The sequence below is a fragment of the Mesorhizobium sp. WSM4837 genome (assembly GCF_055811435.1).
Genome location: NZ_JBVVQE010000009.1, coordinates 1 through 16,098, shown reverse-complemented (window position 1 = coordinate 16,098; position 16,098 = coordinate 1). Strand labels below are relative to the sequence as shown.

The 16,098-nt window shown below is 58.2% G+C and carries 19 protein-coding genes and 1 pseudogene; 13 read left to right on the top strand and 7 right to left on the bottom strand.

Features of this window, described 5'->3' with window-relative positions; all coding sequences use genetic code 11:
- Positions 1–138 precede the first annotated feature (138 nt).
- From AC0L3D_RS07135 to AC0L3D_RS07125, 3 genes are all read left to right on the top strand, one after another.
- Complete coding sequence (locus tag AC0L3D_RS07135; RefSeq protein WP_128245071.1) at positions 139–939, top strand: endonuclease/exonuclease/phosphatase family protein; 801 nt, start codon at positions 139–141, stop codon at positions 937–939.
- A gap of 341 nt (positions 940–1,280) precedes the next feature.
- Positions 1,281–3,053 carry an adenylate/guanylate cyclase domain-containing protein gene (locus tag AC0L3D_RS07130; protein WP_473643636.1) on the top strand — a complete coding sequence of 591 codons (1,773 nt, stop codon included), beginning with the start codon at positions 1,281–1,283 and terminating at the stop codon, positions 3,051–3,053.
- A gap of 694 nt (positions 3,054–3,747) precedes the next feature.
- Entirely contained in the window at positions 3,748–4,041 is a 294-nt protein-coding gene (locus tag AC0L3D_RS07125; protein WP_091591761.1) for a hypothetical protein, read from the top strand.
- A gap of 15 nt (positions 4,042–4,056) precedes the next feature.
- Here AC0L3D_RS07125 and AC0L3D_RS07120 read toward each other — a convergent pair whose 3' ends face one another.
- Positions 4,057–4,299 carry a hypothetical protein gene (locus tag AC0L3D_RS07120; RefSeq protein ID WP_473628840.1) on the bottom strand — a complete coding sequence of 81 codons (243 nt, stop codon included), beginning with the start codon at positions 4,297–4,299 and terminating at the stop codon, positions 4,057–4,059.
- 90 nt (positions 4,300–4,389) lie between these two features.
- A complete protein-coding gene (locus AC0L3D_RS07115) occupies positions 4,390–4,815 on the bottom strand; it encodes a hypothetical protein (RefSeq protein WP_473628839.1) in 426 nt (141 codons plus the stop codon).
- A gap of 1,449 nt (positions 4,816–6,264) precedes the next feature.
- Here AC0L3D_RS07115 and AC0L3D_RS07110 point away from each other — a divergent pair.
- The 3 genes from AC0L3D_RS07110 to AC0L3D_RS07100 all read left to right on the top strand — a co-directional run bounded on the left by AC0L3D_RS07110 (position 6,265) and on the right by AC0L3D_RS07100 (position 8,360).
- On the top strand, positions 6,265–6,471 hold the full coding sequence (locus AC0L3D_RS07110) for a KTSC domain-containing protein (protein ID WP_473628838.1): 207 nt from the start codon (positions 6,265–6,267) through the stop codon (positions 6,469–6,471).
- Between the two features lie 101 nt (positions 6,472–6,572).
- Positions 6,573–6,821 carry a hypothetical protein gene (locus AC0L3D_RS07105; protein ID WP_473628837.1) on the top strand — a complete coding sequence of 83 codons (249 nt, stop codon included), beginning with the start codon at positions 6,573–6,575 and terminating at the stop codon, positions 6,819–6,821.
- A gap of 705 nt (positions 6,822–7,526) precedes the next feature.
- The gene (locus tag AC0L3D_RS07100; RefSeq protein ID WP_473643634.1) at positions 7,527–8,360 is read left to right on the top strand and encodes an ATP-dependent DNA ligase; all 834 of its coding nucleotides are present in this window, start codon (positions 7,527–7,529) and stop codon (positions 8,358–8,360) included.
- 113 nt (positions 8,361–8,473) lie between these two features.
- Here AC0L3D_RS07100 and AC0L3D_RS07095 read toward each other — a convergent pair whose 3' ends face one another.
- The 3 genes from AC0L3D_RS07095 to AC0L3D_RS07085 form a co-directional block, all read right to left on the bottom strand.
- Positions 8,474–9,319 (bottom strand): class I SAM-dependent methyltransferase, encoded by an 846-nt coding sequence (locus AC0L3D_RS07095; protein ID WP_473643632.1) that lies wholly within the window; start codon positions 9,317–9,319, stop codon positions 8,474–8,476.
- Between the two features lie 222 nt (positions 9,320–9,541).
- Positions 9,542–9,985 (bottom strand): lipocalin-like domain-containing protein, encoded by a 444-nt coding sequence (locus AC0L3D_RS07090; protein ID WP_473630545.1) that lies wholly within the window; start codon positions 9,983–9,985, stop codon positions 9,542–9,544.
- Between the two features lie 230 nt (positions 9,986–10,215).
- Positions 10,216–10,662 carry a hypothetical protein gene (locus AC0L3D_RS07085; protein WP_473630544.1) on the bottom strand — a complete coding sequence of 149 codons (447 nt, stop codon included), beginning with the start codon at positions 10,660–10,662 and terminating at the stop codon, positions 10,216–10,218.
- 53 nt (positions 10,663–10,715) lie between these two features.
- Here AC0L3D_RS07085 and AC0L3D_RS07080 point away from each other — a divergent pair, with 53 nt between their 5' ends.
- Both AC0L3D_RS07080 and AC0L3D_RS07075 read left to right on the top strand, forming a co-directional pair.
- Positions 10,716–11,000, top strand: a complete 285-nt coding sequence (locus AC0L3D_RS07080) for a DUF982 domain-containing protein (protein WP_473630543.1) — start codon at positions 10,716–10,718, stop codon at positions 10,998–11,000.
- A 463-nt stretch (positions 11,001–11,463) separates the two neighbouring features.
- A pseudogene (locus AC0L3D_RS07075) lies at positions 11,464–11,760 on the top strand (DUF1236 domain-containing protein); the annotation flags it as partial.
- A 379-nt stretch (positions 11,761–12,139) separates the two neighbouring features.
- Here AC0L3D_RS07075 and AC0L3D_RS07070 read toward each other — a convergent pair.
- Positions 12,140–12,376 carry a hypothetical protein gene (locus tag AC0L3D_RS07070; RefSeq protein ID WP_473630542.1) on the bottom strand — a complete coding sequence of 79 codons (237 nt, stop codon included), beginning with the start codon at positions 12,374–12,376 and terminating at the stop codon, positions 12,140–12,142.
- Between the two features lie 265 nt (positions 12,377–12,641).
- Here AC0L3D_RS07070 and AC0L3D_RS07065 point away from each other — a divergent pair, with 265 nt between their 5' ends.
- Together AC0L3D_RS07065 and AC0L3D_RS07060 are read left to right on the top strand one after the other, a co-directional pair.
- On the top strand, positions 12,642–12,941 hold the full coding sequence (locus AC0L3D_RS07065) for a DUF982 domain-containing protein (RefSeq protein WP_473630541.1): 300 nt from the start codon (positions 12,642–12,644) through the stop codon (positions 12,939–12,941).
- Positions 12,942–13,213: 272 nt separating this feature from the next.
- Entirely contained in the window at positions 13,214–14,077 is an 864-nt protein-coding gene (locus AC0L3D_RS07060; RefSeq protein WP_473643630.1) for an ATP-dependent DNA ligase, read from the top strand.
- Positions 14,078–14,123: 46 nt separating this feature from the next.
- Here AC0L3D_RS07060 and AC0L3D_RS07055 read toward each other — a convergent pair whose 3' ends face one another.
- Positions 14,124–14,411, bottom strand: a complete 288-nt coding sequence (locus AC0L3D_RS07055; RefSeq protein WP_473643628.1) for a hypothetical protein — start codon at positions 14,409–14,411, stop codon at positions 14,124–14,126.
- A gap of 288 nt (positions 14,412–14,699) precedes the next feature.
- Between AC0L3D_RS07055 and AC0L3D_RS07050 the strand changes: the two genes are divergently transcribed.
- The 3 genes from AC0L3D_RS07050 to AC0L3D_RS07040 are packed head-to-tail and all read left to right on the top strand — an operon-like array spanning position 14,700 to position 15,723.
- Complete coding sequence (locus AC0L3D_RS07050) at positions 14,700–14,909, top strand: hypothetical protein (protein ID WP_473630538.1); 210 nt, start codon at positions 14,700–14,702, stop codon at positions 14,907–14,909.
- 2 nt (positions 14,910–14,911) lie between these two features.
- Entirely contained in the window at positions 14,912–15,358 is a 447-nt protein-coding gene (locus AC0L3D_RS07045) for a hypothetical protein (RefSeq protein WP_473630537.1), read from the top strand.
- Positions 15,359–15,387: 29 nt separating this feature from the next.
- On the top strand, positions 15,388–15,723 hold the full coding sequence (locus AC0L3D_RS07040) for a hypothetical protein (RefSeq protein WP_287208253.1): 336 nt from the start codon (positions 15,388–15,390) through the stop codon (positions 15,721–15,723).
- The last annotated feature ends 375 nt before the right edge of the window (positions 15,724–16,098 follow it).

The following is a 16,098-nucleotide window of genomic DNA, read 5'->3' as shown; positions in this document are numbered from 1 at the left end:
GCCCGGGGCAATTCGGGCGACGCAGCCATCGCTCTTTTCGAGCGCCGCATCTCGTCAGGGCAGGAAGCAGCGATTGCAGATCCTGTTTGAGTGAGACAAAGCTAAGTCTTGAAGGTAGTGAGGACGAGCAGCAGACTCATGCAAAGAACTGGACAGAGCTTTCCTGCAAGTGTGCTCAAATCCATTCGCGACAGAAAGAAGCAGAAGGCGAAGGCTGCGCCGTCCGAAGGGACACGCCCTGCGGGGACTCTGGTCGCATCTTACAACGTTCACAAATGCGTGGGCGTCGACAGAAAGTTCGATCCCGAACGAATCGCTCGCGTCATCCGGGAAATCGGTCCGGATGTCATTGCGTTGCAGGAAGCGGACAATCGCTTTGGAGATCGTGCCGGCCTTCTGGATCTGCTGCGTCTCGAATTGGAAACAGGCCTGGTGCCGGTGCCGGTGTCCGGAAACGGCAAAGGACACGGCTGGCACGGCAACGTTCTGCTTTTCAAACGGGGCATCGTTCGCAATGTCCATCAGATAAAGCTCCCGGGGCTGGAGCCGCGCGGAGCCCTGGTTGCCGAAATCGATCTGGACGAGAAACGAACTCTGCGCATTATCGCAGCCCATCTCGGCTTGCTGCGCCGATCGCGCTCCGAACAGGCCCGTGTCGTGCTCGAAATCATGAACAGACCGGACGAAAAACCAACACTGCTGCTCGGCGATTTGAACGAATGGCGACTCGGAAACCGTTCCGCGCTGAATACGCTACACACGACTTTCGGTCCCGCGCCACCGGCGGTCCCCACCTTTCCATCGAGTCTGCCGCTGCTGTCGCTCGACCGGATCATGGCAAATCGACACGGAATGATCTCATCCGTCGAAGCCCATGACACGCCGCTTTCGCGGGTCGCCTCCGATCATCTGCCGCTTATAGGATTCGTTCGCCTGTGATGTAGCTGCCGAGCCCCATGAATGGAGATCGGTTCAAAGGGAAGCTCTAGACTGGACTAGCGGAGCGGGGCGGCCCAGCGGCTTTGGTTGCGGGGGGAGGTCGCTGGGCCTAGCGAGCCTTCGGGGGCGTGCTCACGTGGCTGGTGAATACGCGACTCTCCCCGATCAGGGAAACGTCCATCCAAGCCCCATGGAAGGCACGAGACTCGACCATGAGTGGGAACGGCTCAGCCCATACCAAGACGCAAGAATTTAGGTTACCTTTCTGGGACTGAGCTGTCGCGACTTATGGTCGGGTCGCATCATGTGGGAGACCTTTCTCCAATCTTAAAGCCGCTTCCATGCGTCGATCGCTATTTCAGAAGTATTTTCTAGTCTTGTTCGCGGCGGCCATTTTTCCGATGGCTGCCGGTGGCATCAGCAACTGGTGGTTCAGCTATGTCGACCAGCGTGCGATCCTCAGTGCCCTGCTGCGGTCCGAGGCAACATCGGCGGCCGACAAAATTGAGAGCTTTCTTGACGGCATCAAGATTCCGCTCGGCTCCACGATCCCCGAGGACGTGTCGGCCAATGCCAGCGTGAAACAGCTTCGGCTTCTTTTCCTGCGTGTGATGCACCAGGTCCCGGGAATTCTCAGCATCAGTTTCGTCGACGGCGACGGCGCAGAACGGCTGCACGTCTCGCGCGTTGGCTCAAACAGGACGGAAGGCGGGGCGGACCGCTCGGGCGATCCCGCTGTCGTGGGCGCCAAGACCGCGAAGGTCTGGTATGGCCCGGTCGCCTACCGCCAGGGTTCCGAACCGTCGGCAACCATGGCGATGGCGAATTACGACGATACAGTCCTAGAAAACACGATCATCGCCGAAATCAGTCTGAAGGCTATCTGGCTCATCGTTTCCGAAGTCCGCGTAGGCCGCAGCGGCCAGGCACTTGTCGTCGACGAGACCGGCCACCTCATCGCTCACCCCGCGATCAGCAAAGTGATGCAAGGCGCCGACGAGAAAGCAGCTTTGGCCCTGCGCGGATTGCGGGATGCGATCGCCGCCGCGGGCGGCACTGCGATTGCAAGCCGCAACGCCGAGAATGAACGCGTTGTGACCGCTGGCGCGCCCGTTGCCGCGGCCGGTTGGATGGTATTTGTCGAGCAGTCGCAGGCAGAGGCTTTTGCACCCCTGTACGCTTCATTGTGGCGAACCGGCGGGTTGTTCCTCGCCGCCACAGTCCTTGCGGCGGTACTCGCCTATTGGCTTGCCAGACGGATGAGCGGGCCTATCCGATTGCTGGAAGAAGGCGCCCTCAAGATCGGTGCCGGACAGTTCGATCACCGGATCGACATTGTCACTGGAGACGAACTTGAGCGGCTGGCTGCGCGGTTCAACCAAATGGCGGAGGAACTCGCCATATCGCGGGACCGCGATGAGCGAATGATGCGTTTGAAGCGCTTCCTGGCACCACAGGTGGCGGAGCTCGTAGAAAAGGCTGGCGACGAGAGAATGCTCGCCGGACAGCGCGCGGAAGTGGTCGCTGTTTTTTGCGATTTGCGTGGCTTCACCGCATTTTCGGCGCACGCTGAGCCTGAGGACATCATGCAGCTCTTGCGTGAGTACTACGAGGCGCTCGGCGCGATCATTGCCCGGTATGAGGTGACGCTGACCAGTTTTTCGGCGGATGGATTGATGATTCTCGTCAACGCCCCGGTTCCATGTGAAGAGCCGGCGCTTCATGCCGTAAACATGGCTGTCGACATGCAGGATTCCACACAAGAGCTCATATCTGGGTGGCGGCAGCGTGGTTTTGAGATTGGCTTCGGCATGGGGCTCGCTATGGGGTGGGCAACGGTGGGTCGAATTGGCTATGAGGCCCGCGCTGACTACACCGCAATTGGCAATGTCGTGAACTTGGCATCGAGGCTGTGTTCGTCCGCTGAAGATCGACAAATCCTTATCGATTTTTCCGTGACGCGCCATTTGCCTGGCAACATGCCGATCGTTGACCTCGGTACTCGCCAGTTCAAAGGCCTCGAAGGGCACGTTCGCGTCTACAATGTTGAGACGCAAGGGATCGAGCGGCCGAATTTAGATCCTGCTGCGAATGACGCCACGGCAAAGGGCTAGGCTCCGCGGTTGCAAGCTTTCCTTTGAAAGCCCGCAGTTCTCAACTAAGGGATTCGCGGGCCGGTTTAGACCGACCCGGAGAATGTTGGGGCAGGGTGCATTTGGCGGAGGGAGTGGCCGTCTCCGCCTAATCGAAGGAGTTCCGATAACGTAACAGTAGATGCAACCTTTGCTGGTAATGCTAGAGGAGTGTGGAAGCGGCTCCGACAGTGAGGCGGGGGAGCTAGATTGGCGGAGCCGCCTGCGCAATCCCGGGTTGGGGTTTGACCGCGCCGTCCTATTCTGGGACAGCGCGGTCAACGATTCGTTAAAATTGGAACTAATTAAGCGCATGCTAATTGAAATCGCGGTTTTGCGAGTCAATGCATGCATTTGAAGTTTCTCCCGCCAATGATGCCTACCTTGGTCGCCAAGCCGCCCCAAGGCGATGAGTGGATGCATGAAGCCAAATTCGACGGCTACCGCTCCCAGATCATCATCGATGCCGGCGGTGTGCGGCCGCCCGGCCAATTTTCACTTCAGCCGCGATGGAGTTGAGAGCGTCCTCGGTTGCGGGCTCCAGCGGCACGCCGTGGTTCGCACGGGGCGGGCGGTTTGCTCCAGTCCGGAAATTCCGATTTGGAGGCCGCCATTGCACAGCTGCCCTGCGACATGCGAGTTTGTCAACCAAATGGCTCATCATGGGAGTCTCGTCATGTCCATTCGCCGGATTGCGTTGACCTCGGCAGCGGTCACGCTTGCCTTCACAACCCTCGCCCAGGCCAGGCCGGACACCCGCGCCATGACCTGCCAACAGACGCAGGCGCTAATCCAGAGCCATGGCTCGGCGGTGCTGACCACCGGCCCGAACACCTATGCCCTCTACGTCCGCCGGTACAGCAATGCGTGCGACTGGTCGGAAATCCCAGCGGTAGGGTTTGTGCCGACGCTCGATGGCCAGTGCCTGGTTCATCGATGCAGAGAGCCGCTCTACACTCCTCCCGGCTGACGGTGACGAGCATAGCTATTCTGCTGCGCCTTTCGGCAGGTAGCCCTTTTCCCGCAGATACGTGGTCAGGATCTTCTCGACCATCGATGACACAGACCGCATGTACTCGTGTCGGCCTCGCCTGGCAAAGCCGATCATCACGAAACCAATGGAGCTCCATCCAGTGCGATCCGCAACGATGGTCATTGCCAATCCCGCAACGACGCAAAGCATCACGGCTACTTGGAGCAGCCAACTCCCAAAGAACTCAGGAGTCATGTTCCCCTCCCACCGCGGGTAAGCAAATGATCCCCCAAGCCGTACTCAGCATCGCGTGGCAGGGCAGAGCGTCAAGCCTGATCGCGTAAGCTACCCCGGCAGCAAGCCGGCCCGCTCAAAGATCAGGGTGGCGCCGTCGGCGGTGATGAACGCCGCGACGGTCGGGCCTTCTTTGCCAGGAAACTCGATTTGAACAAAGCCAGCCTGACCTTCCGTAGTCGAGAGGCCATATTGCGGGTGCCCATGCACGAAAAAATCGCTGGCAGCGAACCGGACATCGAACATCGCCAGTAGCGTGTCTGCTTCAGGAACGTCCACGAGTTCGACGGCAACGTCGATATCAGCGGGCTTAACGACATCCTTTGACCGGCGCCGACCAGACCGCCGGGAGCCGAAAATCCAGGCTCGGCCTATTCTCTGTTGAGATCTAAGGAAAGCCAGTAGTCCTTCGAACTCCAAGTCTGTCAAATGCAGATCGAAGGCTCCCGTGTTCCCGGGCGGTAGGTCGTAGCTCACTTCGCTTCGCCGGCCTCATGTGGCGGGCCCTTCTCTACTGGAAGAAGATGCGCCCAACTCTACTCAGAGCCAGTATTAGCACTTCCACGCTGGGAATTAGGAATATCACTCCGCCCAGCAGTAACAGGGCAAGACAAGACGCTGAAAGGGCGGGGGACCTTCGGTCCAAAAGCTCGAAATACCCGGCGAGCACAGGAGCTCCGGCGTTCCCCCCAGACGCGCCGAGAAGCCAGTCCCTCTCCAGTACACGCCCAAGCAAGATTACTCTTCCTGGTTGGTCTGTGCCGGGATTGAAGCCTCTGTCACCATAGCGCGTGCCCGCTTCATTTCGTCGTGATCCCAGTCACCTTGAACAGCGACAATATAGCTTCGTCGTGTGGGATTTGCTTTGATTGGAAAGGACAAAGACCCAAAAAATAAGCAAACCAGTGAGGATAATCACGCTGCCCATATGTAGAAAATAGATTCGCTGGAGAGGAAGTAGCCAGAAGTGCTCCCCCAAAGAGTCAAATCTCATAATCCAGTCTTGGAACTGGTTTCGCCAGATTACGGCATAACCTAAGATCGGATCGAGGGTCGCAATTGCGGGAGCCTAGTCCGGGTTAACGAAGCAGCATATGTCCATCTTGGGCTGAATTTCATCGGTGGCCTGCAAATCACTGTCCGTAGCTTTGTGCGTAACTCTGCCAAATCGATGAATTACTTAGATAAATCAACGGCAGATGGCGGAGGGAGAGTACCTGAAATCCAACCTTCTCCACGGATCTGCGATCACCTTCGTAGTTGGGGTGTTCGGCTGATGGTTCAGTCGACCTGTTCAATCTGCGGACCTGGGTCCACCGGCGGAGCCGGCGTGCAATCTTGCCCCTTGCATTCCTCGACAGGGTTATCGGCTGGTGGAAGGCAGTTCTGGCCCTCGCAATGAACTGCCGGCTCTGGCGCTTCTATGTGGTTAGGCGGAACAAGCTGATCCTCAGCGCGAACGGCCGGCATTGCTACGCTGATCATGCCCGTGCACAAGAGCGCAATCCGAAGCAATTTCATTTCCGCCTCCCTTGCTGGCAGCAACCTGTACCGTACACTTTGAAGCTGCGGCCGCATCTTCTTACCCGCGAACGACGTTAACACTGGGTTTCAGTGCTGGCCGTATGGGCGGACCGAACGATCAGCCCTGGACGCAGGCCGGATAGGCGGCTGCGGTCGGTGCGGTGGGGGCGGGCGCCTATGGCAGATCGGCGAAGAGATGGTTGGATTGGCCGGATCGGCGTAACCGGGGTGGTAGATGTGTTGGCGTGATTCCGGTTGGCTTCCGGAAGACCGTGCCTGCCGCATTTTGCGATGCCGAGCGCGAGGTGGCCCGGAGAAAATCCTCGTGCGCTGGTCGGGAGCTAAGTCACAAGGGAACGCGACGAGCTCTCCGATCGTTGAGGTTTTCATCGGGCGGCCATCATGCCATCCACTTCGATACGCAAAACGGAATACGATCCCGACAGCAGAATCCTCTCGGTGTGGTTCGTCGCCAGCGGCAAACGGTACGAGTTTGAGGACGTGCCGCCGGAGACCTTCGCCGAGTTCCGCGCCGCCTTCGCCAAGGGCGGCTTCTTCAACGACCACATCCGCAATCAATTCCGATACCGTCTGGTTTATGCTCAATAACGAGCTTCAATGGCCTGAACCTGTCGAAGTCCTACGGAGAGTTTCTGTCATTTCTCGCACCTGCGATTCTGCAACGGGGTGCGGTTTTTTGGTGTATAATAATGCTGCACGAACAAAATCTCTGGGCAAGGGGGTTTGTCATGCCGCTTCGTGGAAGAGCAGAGGATTCGGGTGTTTTCAATTCGTCCGAGTTGGCCCTATTGGGCCGGGTGTTCGATCGGCTGAAGGTTGGGGCTCAATCTGAAAAGCAACGTGAAACGCTCGCTTCTCGGATTATGGCCAATTACATGGCCGGAGTGGTGGACGAGGAAGAACTTCTGTTGGCCTCGAAACAAGCGCTTGGCCGGTGAGCTAGTGGTGACTGTGAGTCACACGATCAAGGGCGCGACGGGCTTCGGCCAAATTCTCGGCCAGAATGTCTAGCAGCGCTTCGCTTTCCGGGAGGACATGTCCGCACCGGCGCTCATGCTCTACAACTCTGTTTTGAAAGGACACCGCGTTCTCATAATGAGTGACGAGGTTGGAATATAGCTGCTGCATCGTACTTCTCCCTGATTAGGCGAAAGCACGTTGCTCGCTCTCAAGCGCTCAATTGCCGGAAGGTATGGGCGACCGGGAAACCCTACTCTCCTTAGGGGCAAAGCGCCACCATACACTCGCCAACCGAAAGCCAGCCGTGCCTAAAGGTGCCAACCGCCGGTTGGTAGACGCGACGCAGCCGGCGCGCGTAGGATTTCCTCCGATCCGGGCACACCCCGCCCCCCCGCACCCTGTGCCTGGTGACGATCGCCCGCCGTGCCGAAAGGTGCGGCGGGCTTTTTTGACTTTCGTATGGAACACCCAGCTCAGGGAGGGCGTTCGACTCCTGCAGCATCTTCTCCTGTGAACCAATGCTGCGAGATCGGTGTCCCCTCCCGATCAGCCCGCGTCCTTCCCTCCGTAGGGCGCGGGTTTCATCCATTTGGCTGATGCGCTGGTCGTGGAACGTCTCCACATTCGAATAAGTGCGTAAAATTGTAAGTACCGGCGTCCGCCGGCTCGAGTTCATTCCGCCGATGGAGCCCAAGCTGGTAACCAAGCCGCCCGAGGGCGATGACTGGCTTCACCAGATCAAGCTCGACGGCCACCGCTCCCAGATCGTCATCAACAGTCCCGAGGATATCCGCGTCTACACGAAAACCGGTGCGGACTGGACGAGCAAATATGCGGGGATCGTGGAAGCCGCGAGGGAGCTTGAGGTCGAGAACGCGATCATCGATGGCGAGGCGGTCGTCACCAATGAGGCCGGTCTGCCTGACTTCGCTGCGCTTCAGAAAGCCGTCCACAGCGATCCCTATGCCATGTATCTCGGCGCCTTCGACATTCTGCATCTGAATGGCCACGACCTGCGCGACATCGGCTGCAAGGCGCGCCGCGAAATTCTCTACGGCATCATCAAGCCGAACAGCCGGATCCAGTTCAGCGAGGCTATACCCGGCGACCCCAAAGCGATCTTCTACCTGGTCGACCAGGCCGGGATTGAGGGGATCGTCTCTAAGCGCGCCGACAGCAAATATCGCAGCGGCCCGACAACGAACTGGCTGAAGACCAAGAGCTGGACGGTCGACGAGTTCGAACTGCTCGGCGTCGAGCGCGAGCCGGGCAAGGCGGCCTTCGCGCTTTTAGCGGAACCCGGCACAGGAAAGTATGTCGGTTCGGCGTTCATCAGCATTAATCGCGACATGAAGGAACGGCTGTGGAAGCGGGTCCAGGAACACGCTGGGCCGCCGCCCGAGGCCATGAAGAAACGGCCGGCAACGCAATGGGTCGGGCCTGGCGTCAAGCTGCGCATCAAGCATCTTCGCGGTGACCACAGCAAAATACGTCATGCGTCGCTGCTGGGTTTTTAGTGACGAGAGCTAAGCCGTACTCATAAATCAGCCTAGATCAATTTAACGGGGGCATGTAAGCCCGCTCCACCTCGTCGGCGCGGGCGAGCAGAGTCGGTAATGCGCGGCGTTCCTCAATCACGCGGCAACTTCGTAGCCACAATCCTGACGCCGCCCATTTTGCGCTCTTGAATGAGGTCAACAAATCGGATGTAGGACTCGTGGAATGCATCGTGCCCCATTGGGGTGCCAGCCTGTCTGGCTTCTTCACGCAGCAGCCGATACATGGCCAGTCGTTCCTTCAGAATTGGTCCCCATTCTTCCGTCAAATCTTTTGTCGAAATTACTCTAAAGCCAACGCTTTCGACCAGATTGCGATACTCGGGGATCGACCGAAGAGGCTGAATAGCCATTCCTTCCCACATCAATTGCGCATCAGCAGCGGTAAGCGGCTGATTAGCTATCCAATCTGTGAATGCCAATCGGCCACCTGTCCTCAGAATACGAAAAGCTTCGGCAACCGCTCTCTTCACATCAGGAACGTGGCAAAATGCTTCTTGGCTGACGACAGCGTCCATGCTCGCGTCCGGAAGGGGAACGCCCATCACGTTGCCCTCGACAATCCGCGCAGTACCGTGAAGGCCAACGCGTCTGGTTAACTCCTGTGCGCCCGAGACGCGTGCTGGCGTCAATTCGATACCAGTGACGTCGGCTCCATATTTGTGAGCCAGATAACGCACCGTGCCACCAAGCCCCGCACAGAAATCGGCTACTCGCGATCCATTGCTAACCTGCGCTCCTCGCGCCAACTCATCTGTAGCGGCGAGGCCGCCATAATGATCTTGGTCGTGGGGAAACAGCTCTTCAGGGCGCAAGCCGTCGAGATTGCCACGGCTTGCGCGTAGTTTCGTAAGGATGATTTCGCATGAGATAGGATGACGATTATAGAAAAAGACGGTCTGTGAAGTTGCGTCACTCATGAAACTTGCCTCTATGACTCGGGGCCACGCCAATCTTCGCAATCAGATCAGGCCATCAAAACAGCGAAATTGGCGACGAGCAAAAATCGCGGGCGACGAATGGCGGCCCGTTCGCACGACGGCTTTGGGCCAACTTGCCGCTCGTGTGCCCAAACTCCAACGACCGGAACGGGTCGTGAGCCGAAGCTCAAACTGAGACGTCTTTGATGCGCGTTGTACATTTTAGTGAGGCGAAACGATCTTCTCGAACCTGACGGTGTGAATGCAGTCGCGACCGTCAAGGGGGTTTTTCGCTGGCGCTGATTTATAAGTCAGCCTTTGACCGTCGGTATCGATGAAACGGACTTGCTGGGTGCCCTCCCACATCGCGTTCCAACTCATGTCAATATGGTGAATAACTCGATCTTCTTCGACCGTGTATGTCCCCGCATAGGCAAACATCGTATCGTAGAGTCCGATCTTTTCTTCGGGAGTAGGGACAAGATCGTTGGGTGCAATGCGATCTTCGTTAAGCACGAGGACCATCACTCGGCCGTTCGCAGCATAGGTGATAACGCCTCTGGGTTTCTTTCCGAAAGCGTCTCTGACTTCGCCGGATACAAGGACCTCATAGGTCCAGGAAATCATCCGCCATGATCCCAGCAGCAAAGTTGCCAATTGCGACACGGCACTCATCTCCACGAAAGAGTTGGCAAAATAGCATGAAGCCTGACACTGCCAAAGCTCCGGTGGAATGCACTTCATCCAATCGGCGACTTGGCGAACGCAAAGATAAGGGCCCCAGTGGCGGCACCATAAACCCGCGCTCCTCCTCCGAGCGCGGGCCGATCGGGCGGCGGCCCGATCTGCAGCGGGCTGGGAGTAGCGGAGGTGGGCCCACTGGTCCCACCCAACTGTTAGCGACTGCTAATGTTCCCGGCGCGGCGTAGGATCTCGTCCCGGATGCGGGGCGGGAAGACGCTGAGATCCTCGTCCGTTGTCTCGTTGGCAATCAGGAGCTCGACGTTCTTCTCGATCTCCTCCAGTTCTCGGTCGGAGAACGAGCTGGTGTTGCGGGGATCGCGCCACGGTGTTGAGGGCTGGTCGTCGTACTTGAATTTCCGCTCGCGGATCACCCTGTAGTGGTGCGGCTCGATGCACCGGGGGTCGTCACAGAAACTTTCGTCGCGTCGGATCTGGTAGTCGGGATGTTCCGTGAGATTGAGCAGGATACGGGCCGGGTTGCCGACGCGGTCGAGATAGGGCTTGCCGTCCTTGATCTGGCCTTGCCAGACGAGGTGGTCACCCTCGCGTTGCGAGAGCCGGCCGATGCGCTCGGCCAGCCCCGACGAACGTTCATGCAACCACCGCCATTGTCTTCGCGTTTAGCCTCTTCAATTCTGGAGCGCGACCAAAGATGCCGGCGTTTATACCGATTACAATCTACCTGAATCACAGATCGATGCTTGTTGCGTCGATCCCTGATGCTGAGACGGCGCTTCAGCAACCATGGCCATTCATGCAAAAGCCATCCCGACTTGAAGCAATCCGAATGATCGAGGAATGCCTGGCCGGACACTGCACCCAACAAGCCGCGTTCGCCGCCTTCAAGGCGGCCGCGAGAGAACAGGGCCTTCTTAAGCGGAAGCTTCCAAGCGTAGGCCTTAGGAAATTCGACGGGGTTGCCGAAGACCTGCTGTGAGGTGATGTCGCCTCGAGAATTTGAACCGCTGACGGGCCTCGCCTGGGCGGACTTGGCCAGCCGGGATTGCGGACCACCCGCCAAATCGAGGAATGGCGGGTGGTCGCTTATCAGCGCAGGAAGGGACTTAGCTGCGCGGATCTCAAATCGGGTGCCTCTAGCTAACAATGATTCCTATCGCCAGGAACGTGATCGATACGGCGAACACCGGAGCGAGTAACCAGCGAGCTTGGTGGACACTATTCTCCATGGTCTCTCTCTCCTGTGAGCACATGGCGACAACGAGTGCTGGCAGTCGCGGTTCCGGGCTGCACCCCGTCGTCGTCCTTTGCGACAGCAAGGTCAGACTTAGGTCCTACTTTAAGTAGACCGAAGCCCAATCAAGGAACGTTTGCGGCCGCCTGAGGTTGGGTGGGGCTGGCGCGACGAGCCGTTCAGCGGAACTCACGCAAGGAGCCCCATTATGAGAATGCATCTTTCACCTTTCGCTGCGGGATTTCTGCTGCTGGCAGGCATCGGCGCCGCTGCTGCTCAGGACGTAATCATCGAGCCTGAACAGGAGACCGTCATCAGGGAATATGTGAAGAAGCAGCCGCTCGCATCGGTGAAAATCCCTGGAGTGGAGCTCAATATCGGCTCAACCCTGCCCGAAACCGTCGAACTTCATGAAGTCCCCAACACCAAATACCGCACCGTTGTCGTCGACAACCGAACCGTTGTCGTTGACCCGGGCACACGCAAGATCATCAAAATCATCGAATGGCCAAAGCGACTGGGAGGACAGCCCGCCGTGCCGAAAGGTGCGGCGGGAAGCCATCAAGGGAGGAATTTGATCATCATGTCGAACCGTGAGATTGGAGCGTCCCAGGCGCTGCGAATGCGCGTGGCCGACCTCAATGAGAGGATGCGCGGCGCCCGGATTACCGAAAGTGAACTGAAGACCTTTCAAAAGGTCGCAGCCGTCATGGAGGACGGCAAGGGCAGAATCCCTGCCGATGATTTGATTGCCGTATCCTTTGTCGTCGAGGCGCTGGACAACCAACCCGGCTTCAATCTCTCCAGAAAGTGACACGCTGCAATGTCCCTCTCTCTCAACCTATTCTCTGTTGGTGGAAGTTACTGGCGCTAATCGGGACATCTCAGATTCCATACCTCAGGGCAATAAAGACCACCGGTGCAAAGAGCAGGAAGATCGCCATTACTATAATCACGGCAAGGGCCAGGCGCTCTGTTCGCCTGACCATGTCAACGACCTCGTCGTCGCTCGACGAAACGAGATCAATCACCGAGAAATCCGTTGGGTTAGGGGTTTGATTGTCGTTTGCGGGTCGCCCTGCGACCTCATCGACGTTCTGTCTGCTCTGGATAAGGGTCACAGTTCTCTCCGCTGTCAGGGGTCATTTCGGGTGTCCGCTGATCGGGGGCAAACAGCGGGCACTCGGTGAACCACCGATGAAGGGACTTTGCTCGGCGGCCGAATACCAATGCAGTGGTAAGGTCCTGGTTGCCGGCCCTCAGCCCTCTGTTCTTCACGCAAGGACTTCAGTCTTACCGCATGTCGGACCATAGCCCAGCGGCGGAACCGAGTGCTGCCCGTCCCGTTTGCCGGCCAATGATAATTCAGAGGTAGGAGAGGCAGCCATGGCTGGCGGTCCAACCGTTCTTAACTCAGGCGAAAACGGCGGCGGCACCCTCATGGGTATCCATTGGTTTCACCCTCCGGTCTACATCGGAACCGACCGACCTGGGCTCACCTACGTATGTACGAATGTCGAGGGTGCCGCGGCGGAACTCATGAAGTGGACCAAGCGGGGACCTAAGTGGAAGGAGGCCATCGAGGCCTGCGTCGCTCTCATTAAAGGCGAGCGCACGCCCGACGACGTAAGAACGGCGTTCGAGGCCGCTGCCGAGGAGGAGGGGTTGCTACGCTCCACTCATTAAGTTCGAGCGGCCCGACAGCCCGCTGCGGGGTGCAACCGGCCGCCGGGCCTACCGGCGGGGGGTGGGCGTGTCCGCCGGCGAGTTCTACCATAAGCCTCTCATGCATCATTGCTAATTTAGTAAAATGGTCACGTTCCGTTCCTCTGGCTGTCAAATCGGATGAGCCTAGAGTCAATTTGGTGCCTAAACGAGTGAGTGCCGGCGGCCGGCTAGAATTTATTCCTCCGATGATGCCTACCTTAGTCGCCAAGCCGCCCCAAGGCGATGATTGGATGCATGAAGCCAAATTCGACGGCTACCGCTCCCAGATCATCATCGACGCCGGCGGCGCTCGGATTTTCACCCGCCGCGGACTTGACTGGACCTCCAAATACCGCGATCTGGTCGAGGCCGCCAAAAGTCTCAGCGTACAGAACGCCATAATCGACGGCGAAGTCGTCGTCTTGAATGAGGCTGGCCTTTCGGATTTTGCCGCGCTGCGCAAGGCAATCACTAGGCGCCAGCACGACCTCTATTTCGTCGCGTTCGATCTGCTGCATCTCAACGGCCACGACTTGCGCGACATGGCATTTGAGGATCGGCGGGAAATCCTGGCCGGCCTTACAGGGTTTGATAGCCGCATCCAGTTCAGTGAGACCATGCCGGGCGAGGCTAATGCGATCTATCATCTGATCGACGCGGCCGGCCTGGAGGGGATGGTATCGAAGCGCCGAGACAGCAAATATCGCAGCGGCCCGACTACCAATTGGCTGAAAACAAAATCCTTCACCGAAAGCGAGTTTGAACTTCTTGGCGTTGAACGCGAGAGGGGCAAGCCCGCGTTTGCTCTGATGGCCGCGGCAGTGCGTTTGTCAGCGTCAATCGCGAGATGCGGGAGCGGCTTTGGAAACGAGTGCAGGAACACGCCGGGCCACCACCCAAGGACATGCCAAAGCGGCCGGCAACGCAGTGGGTCAAGCCAGGCATCAAGGCCCGCATCAAGCACCTACGTGGGGAGGAAGACCTTTGGCACGCCTCGCTGCAGGATTTTGGGGACGAGGACTAAGCGGGAGATCTCAGATCCCATGCATCAGGGCAATGAAGACCACTGGTGCAAAGATATGTTGTCGATGAGGCAGCGGACAATCCCTTGGTGATCGTCCGATGCGGCAGGCTGCCGCGCTTGCCCGAGCATCTCCGGCCCTACGAATGGAGCCATGCGCCATCGGCTGTTTTGGCGTCGAAAGCGACGGGCACACTGTGAATCACGCACGCCGCCGCCAATATCTCCTCCAACTCGTGGTCGGTCGCCTTGCAGGCCGGCATGAGTTTCCGAATGGCGCAGATTGCCTGTCCGATGGACAGGAAGCGGGCCTTGCCTCTGGAGAGAACGTAGGCTTCGGCGACTGTTTCAACCGTGATTGTGGGAAAGGAGCGAGTCATCGAGAATTCCTCCCTGAAACTCTGTCCAACGCGACTTTCGGTCAACATGCGGCGGCCTTCAAGGCTTTGTCTGATTGCGGACAGTTCAGCTCGCCGCCCAGCCGTCAGCGGCTTTCTTCCGCCGTGATGCTGGCGCGCTCGATCCCCGCCTTTGCAGCCTCTACCCGCGCTGCTTTTCCTCGGGTGATGCTCCCCTGAGTTTAAAAAGCAGGTCCATGACCGCCTCCTGTGGCTATCCTGCCGATAGTGAACAAAATGAGAACAAAAGAGTCAAGGCCGTCTTGACTGGCGAGGAATATGTTCCTTATTTCTGACCGGATCGACCAGGAAAGGGTTATGAAAAAGCGCCAAAACGAGCCGGCCGGCGAAGATATGTCCGAATTGGAACTGTTTGCTCATCAGGCCATAGCTGCGGCAGGTGGCGATGCCGTGATTGCCCTGCTGAACGTGCTCGTCAAAAATGCCGAACTTGAGCGCGAACTTGCCTTGGCGCGGGCAGCAGTCTCGAATGGCTTTTCTCGCGGCTGGCACAAGGCCCGACCCTAGCCATGGCAAACACGGGGGAAGACAATTTCCGGATCGAGGTTTGGGATCGGGAGGAGAAGACGCTGATCGAGACCATCTGTCGATCGCCGGACTCATTTGTCAGCCAAGCGGCCTGGCAAACCGCCATCCGGCGTCGACCCGGCATGCTCCTGATCCACTACAACAGCCGGCATGTGATGGAAAAGATCATCACGCCCGGCGAGCCGACAGTGCCGCCGCAGACCATCGTAGAGGGCAGCATACATGCCGGGCTGGACGTATCGCTGAGCGATCTCCGCAAATGGCACCATGTTACGGGCCTGGTGCAGAAATTGCTCGCATCATGCGGAGGTCAAGGCGCCGGCCCTCATCAGGCGCTATGGCAGGGACGCGCTCTTCAGCACGGTCGAAAGGGCACTTTTCTGCACGAGTTGCGAGCGGGGAGGGCCGGTTCGGCTGGAGATTCATAAGCTGCCGAGGAACTGAAAGGATGTGAAGGATGCAGGACCTAATCGATTTTCTACAAATCAACTCGGCGCTGGTGCTGGCTAACCCAATAGCGTTTGCTACGTTCGCGGTCCTCTTTGGAGGTGGAGGCTTCCTGGTCGGGCGCTACTTTTTGACGGAGCGCATCGCAAATCTGGAAAGCCGCATCGCCAGACGGGATGACGAGATTACGGCGCTAAAAGAGGGACGGTCATTCGCAGAGGAATCCAATCTGCCGATGGTGCCCATCATAGCCACCAAAGCCATCTGGGGAGAGGAAGAGATTGCGTCGCTCACCGGGAGTCTATTTACCCACACTGAAGACAAGATACGTCTAAGTCAGTCGTAATAGGCACTTTGTTTGCTAGCGAGTGGCCCGGCGCTCTCTGCGATCCTGCGAGGATGTGCGACACGTGGATGCGCTTCTGGACGAAGGCTGCATATAGGGCAGCGTCGTCAGATCTGGTCAGGCGAACGATGCTGTCGACAAGCGCCAGTCGGCGACAAGCTCGACCCGGAAGCCGACCCGCTCGCCGATGAGCGCAACGCGTTCTGGCATCGCATCGACGCGCGGCGCGGCACGAATGGCTGCATACGGTCAAAAAGGAACGCCGTCCACTCCTCGCCTGGGTCCAGTCTGGAGGGCGGGTTACTTCATGCGAACCTGTGCCACGCTGTCCCTGTAGTCCGCTTTCGGGTCGCCCATCCCGAGGAAAAGTTTCAC